Here is a 244-nt window from a genome sequence, read left to right on the forward strand (position 1 = left end):
CAGGAGCACGACACCGGGGGCGACGCCCCCGGGCAGCCCCTTGTGGGTGGTGCCCACCAGCTCGCGGGTCCCGGGCACGTCCCGGGTGGTGATGGTGATCCGACCGCCCCTCTCGAGCAGATGCGGGCCGTCGGTGAAGCGGCCGAGGCGGACCTTGGGGCCCTGGAGGTCCGCGAAGATCGCGACCGGGCGCCGCTCCTCCACGCACAGCCGACGCACCCGCTCGTAGGACGTCTCATGCACC

At 73.8% G+C, this 244-nt stretch carries 1 pseudogene; it reads right to left on the reverse strand.

Features of this window, described 5'->3' with window-relative positions:
* Positions 1 to 243 (reverse strand): annotated as a pseudogene (locus tag KVS67_RS12685) (pyruvate kinase); the annotation flags it as partial.
* Position 244 lies beyond the last annotated feature (1 nt).

It is taken from the genome of Micrococcus sp. GbtcB5, assembly GCF_019091605.1.
Taxonomy (GTDB): domain Bacteria; phylum Actinomycetota; class Actinomycetes; order Actinomycetales; family Micrococcaceae; genus Micrococcus; species Micrococcus luteus.